Source organism: Micromonospora sp. MH33 (assembly GCF_003013775.1).
GTDB classification, from domain to species: domain Bacteria; phylum Actinomycetota; class Actinomycetes; order Mycobacteriales; family Micromonosporaceae; genus Micromonospora; species Micromonospora fulviviridis.
On sequence record NZ_MUYZ01000417.1, the window covers coordinates 1 to 4191 of the forward strand.

At 75.9% G+C, this 4191-nt stretch carries 5 protein-coding genes and 1 pseudogene; 4 read left to right on the forward strand and 2 right to left on the reverse strand.

Annotation, left to right across the window (positions count from 1 at the left end; all coding sequences use genetic code 11):
* The first annotated feature begins 200 nt into the window (after positions 1-200).
* The 3 genes from B0E53_RS33525 (at position 201) to B0E53_RS33535 (ending at position 2330) form a co-directional block, all read left to right on the forward strand.
* A complete protein-coding gene (locus tag B0E53_RS33525; RefSeq protein WP_107079604.1) occupies positions 201-1058 on the forward strand; it encodes an alpha/beta fold hydrolase in 858 nt (285 codons plus the stop codon).
* Positions 1059-1181: 123 nt separating this feature from the next.
* On the forward strand, positions 1182-1811 hold the full coding sequence (locus B0E53_RS33530) for a hypothetical protein (protein ID WP_107079605.1): 630 nt from the start codon (positions 1182-1184) through the stop codon (positions 1809-1811).
* Positions 1812-1943: 132 nt separating this feature from the next.
* A complete protein-coding gene (locus B0E53_RS33535; protein WP_107079606.1) occupies positions 1944-2330 on the forward strand; it encodes a hypothetical protein in 387 nt (128 codons plus the stop codon).
* Between the two features lie 84 nt (positions 2331-2414).
* Here B0E53_RS33535 and B0E53_RS33540 read toward each other — a convergent pair whose 3' ends face one another.
* Positions 2415-2618: a GTPase activator gene (locus B0E53_RS33540; protein ID WP_107079607.1), complete on the reverse strand. Its 204-nt coding sequence runs from the start codon at positions 2616-2618 to the stop codon at positions 2415-2417.
* 60 nt (positions 2619-2678) lie between these two features.
* Positions 2679-3569, reverse strand: coding sequence for a DUF72 domain-containing protein (locus tag B0E53_RS33545; RefSeq protein ID WP_107079608.1), 891 nt, complete (start codon positions 3567-3569; stop codon positions 2679-2681).
* Positions 3570-3821: 252 nt separating this feature from the next.
* Here B0E53_RS33545 and B0E53_RS33550 point away from each other — a divergent pair.
* Positions 3822-4191 (forward strand): annotated as a pseudogene (locus tag B0E53_RS33550) (hypothetical protein); the annotation flags it as partial.

Consider the following 4191-nt stretch of genomic DNA (forward strand, 5'->3'; position numbering starts at 1 on the left):
CCGGCGGTCCACCCGGCGCTGGCCGAGCTGGACGTGGCCGCGGTGCTGGCGGCGGTGGACCGGGTGACGGCGGCTGCCCGGTCGCGGGCGGTGGCCGGACGCCTGGTTCCGGCGCAGGCGGCGGCGCCCGAGCCGGCGCGCTCGGCCGGCTGAGCCACCCCTTGCTACCCGCCGGTAGCTTCCCGCCGTAGGCTGAGCCGGTGAACGGGGACTACACGCAGGAGTTCGTGGAGGTCGACGGGGCGCGGATCGGCGTCCAGGTCCACCCGGAGCCGGACGGGCCGCCCGGCGCGCCGGTGGTGGTGATCTGGCCCGCCATGGGGGTCCGCGCCCGCTACTACCGGCCGTTCGCCGCCGCGTTGCGCGAGGCCGGGCTGGCCGTCGTGGTGGTCGACCTGCGGGGCACCGGCGAGAGCACGCCCGCCCCCGCCCGCAGCTGCCGGTACGGCTACGCCGAGCTGGCCACCGATGTCGGCGCGGTGCTCGACGCGCTCAAGCCCCGGCTGGACGGCCGGACCCGGCTGCTGCTCGGGCACTCGCTGGGCGGGCAGGTCGCGGTGCTGCACCAGGCGCTGCACGACGCCGAACGGGTGGACGGGCTGGCCCTCGTGGCGGTGGGCATCCCCTGGTGGCGGGGGTACCCGGGGCTGCGCGGCTGGGGCGTGCTGCCGTACACCCAGGGCATCGCGGCGGTCGCCCGGCTGCTCGGCGTCTGGCCCGGTTGGGGGTTCGGCGGCCGGCAGGCGCGCGGGGTGATCCGGGACTGGGCGTACACCGCCCGGACCGGCCGCTTCCCGGTGCTCGACGGGGTCGACGCCGAGGCGGCTGTCCGGCGGGTCCGCACGCCGGTGCTCGCGGTCAGCGTCGACGACGACCAGTACACGCCGCACGAGACGCTGGACCACCTCTGCGGCAAGCTCGCCGCCGCCCCGGTTACCCGGCACCGCTACACCGTCGCCGAGGCGGGCGCCCCGCTGGACCACTTCGCCTGGGTACGCGCCGCCGCCCCGCTGGCCGCCCGGGTCGCCGCGTTCGCCGCCGCGTTGCCGCGCCGCTGATCCGGGGACGCCCCGGACGGGCGGGCCGGAACCGGGCGGGGGATCCACCGCCCGGGAAACGGGTGCTTAGCCGCGCCGAAGGTGGGTAAGCCGCACCGCCCGAACACGGCGGAGGGGGATCAGATGTCCGAACGGCACACCGCGTTGCGCTCGATGCACGATCTGGGCTTGGCGGCCTGGTTCGGCGGCTCACTGATGGGCGCGCTGGGCGTCAACGGCGCGGCGGCAAAAATCAACGACTCGACCCAGCGGCTGCCGGTCGCCTCGGCCGGCTGGGCGCGCTGGACCCCGGTCAACGCGGCGGCGATCGGCGCGCACCTGGCCGGCGCGGTCGGCGAGCTGGTGACCGAGAGTCCACGCGTGGCCGCCCAGTCCGGGGTGGCGAAGATGAGCACGGTGAAGACGGCGCTGACCGTGGGCGCGCTGGCGGTGACCGGCTACAGCCGGCTGCTCGGCATGAAGCTGCAGAAGGCGGGCGGGCCGCCCGTCGAAGGGGCGACCGAACCGAACTACCAGACACCGTCGAACGTCGCGTCCTCGCAGCGGCAGATGAAGCTGCTCCAGTGGGCCATCCCGACGCTGACCGGCGCTCTGGTCGTGGTGTCGGCGTACATGGGCGAGCAGCAGAAGCCCGGGCAGGTGTTCCGGGGCATGCTGGGCCGGGCCGGCGGGCTGATGGCCGCCCCCGCGGCGATCGGCAAGATGGCCGGGATGGGCGCGTCCAAACGACCGATGGCCATGGCCGGCAAGTGACGCGCCTGCGGTCGGCGGCCCACATCTGCGGTGGGGCGCCGGCCGCGCGGCGTGTCCGGGGTCCGGCGCATGACCGGACCGGTGGCGGGCAATCAGCACGGGCAGAGGGGAATCCAGCCAGGTGAGGTGGCCATGACCAGCAAGGACCGATCGGGTACGGGCGAGGGGCCGGAGGCGGCCGCGCCGTGGGGCACCACCGACGGCTTCGACGCCGACCCGCCGTGGGGCGTGGGCGAGGACGACCCGATGGACGAGGGCAGCGAGGAGAACGCCGTCCCCGAGGGCCGGCGGGGCGAACGCCGGGCGGCGGGCGCCGGTCCTGGCGGGCCGAAGGCCGGCCGGCACGGGTTCGGCCCGGTGGAACCCACCCGGACCGCCGAGGCGGGACCCGGCGCGCCGCCGGATCCGGCGCCGTCCGGACGGACCTTTCCCGACGACCGCGCCGACGGGGACCTCGGGGACAACGCGCTGGAGGAGGCCACCGGCATGCGCCCCGAAGGGGTCAGCTGGCGCGGCTGACCCGCACCGCCCGGCACGGCGATGCGGGCCCGAAGACGACCGACGCCCGGGGCGCCTCACCGCCCCGGGCGTCGTCCCGTCCGTTCAGGAACCGGTGCCGTCCTCCCCCGGCCGGCCCAGCACCGACGGCTCGTTGTCCGGCACCGGCGGTTCGGCCACCGGGTGGCCGGTGTCGTCCACCAGGCCGGGGGCCATGCTGCCGCCGTGCGCGTCCTCGGCCTCCCGGGTCGCCCGGGGATCCCGGTCGTCCCGGGCCAGGCCACCGGGCTCGTCCCGCCGCTCGTCCACGCGTCCCCCTCGTTGTCGTCCCTCGGCACCGCCGGTACCCGTGGGGTGCCGGCGGAAACCTCAGGCCCGCGCGGCGGCGGGCGCGACGCCGAGCAGCCCGGCGAGCCGGGCCGCGTCCCGCTGGGCCTGGTCGCCGCAGCAGTTGTTGAGCAGCACGTGCAGCTCGGCGCACTGGTCGGCCAGCTCGCGCAGCAGCACGGACCAGCGCCGCAGCTCCTCCTCGCCGTAGGCGTAGCGGAACCTGTCCTGCTTGTCGCCGCTCTCCCAGGCGGTGCTGTGCCCGTGGAACCGCACCACCGCGAGGTCGGTGGTGGCGATGAGGATCGGCGGCACCGAAGAGGCGTGCCCCTGGGGCATGTCCACACAGACGTACCCGAGCCCGTGCTCGCGCAGGAAGGTCACCGTGTCCACCGCGGCGTCCTCGGTGAACCAGGAGGAGTGCCGCAGCTCGACGCTGACCGGCCAGGGCCGGCAGCGCAGGGCCGCGGACAGGATCCGCTGCTTGGCCGCGTCGCCGCGGGCCAGCCAGGGTGGAAACTGGAGCAGCACGGCGCCGAGCCGGTCGGCCGCCGCGAGCGGCGCCAGCGCCGCGTGGAACCGGTCCCAGAGTTCGTCGTACGCCCCGGCGGACAGGTCCCGCCAGCGGATCCGGCTCGGGCCGCCGGCGGGACGCAGCTCCCGGGGCAGCGCGTCGACCGGGGTGTGGTGGCCGGTGAAGAGGCGGAACGCCTTGACGTCGAAGGTGAAGCCGGGCGGGGTGGCGGCCGCCCAGCCCTCGGCGGTCTCCGGCGCCGGGATCGCGTAGTACGACGTGTCCACCTCGACCAGACCGAACCGCTCGGCGTACCAGCCGAGGCGACCGGCCGGGGTGTTGGCCGCGCGGGGATACCAGCCGGAGCGGACCAGCATCTGGTCGGCCCAGGAGGACGTGCCCACCTTGATGACACCCATGTAATTCAGTGCACCGCGATCCGGACGAATCGGCAACCCGGGACGGTCCGGTGTGGAACCGGGAAAGGCGCCGAGGCGATCGAGCGAGCCGAGACGGACGGGTCGGTCGCCGCTCTTCTACCTCGAATCCATCGACGGATGGAAGACCATGGGCTGGCCGACGGCGGGGTGACCGATCTCACCCGCCGCAACGGGGTAGGCGGTGGTTTCCCGTGTGACGCCACGACCGGTGGCGGCGCTGAGGGACACGAGATGAACGGACACCCCATGGACCAGGAGACCGTCGAGCGTCTGCTCGTCGGTCCCGCCGCCGACGCGCAGGACGGTCCGGAGGCGCTGGTCCGGTTCCTCGCCGCCGTCCGCGCCGCTCCCCGCCCGCACGAACTCAGCGGTGAGGGGGCCGCCCTCCAGGCGTTCCGCACGGCACAGGCGGGCGCCGCGGTCCCGATGACGGTGTCCCGTCCCGAGCGACGGCTCCGCGCCGGGCTGCTCGGCGTGAAGCTCGCCCTGGCCACCCTGCTGGCCACCGCCACCGGCGGCGTCGCGCTCGCCGCCGTCACCGGCCACCTGCCCGGCCCGCTGGGCGGCGGCGGTGGTGCGGACACCACCGCGAGCCCGAGCG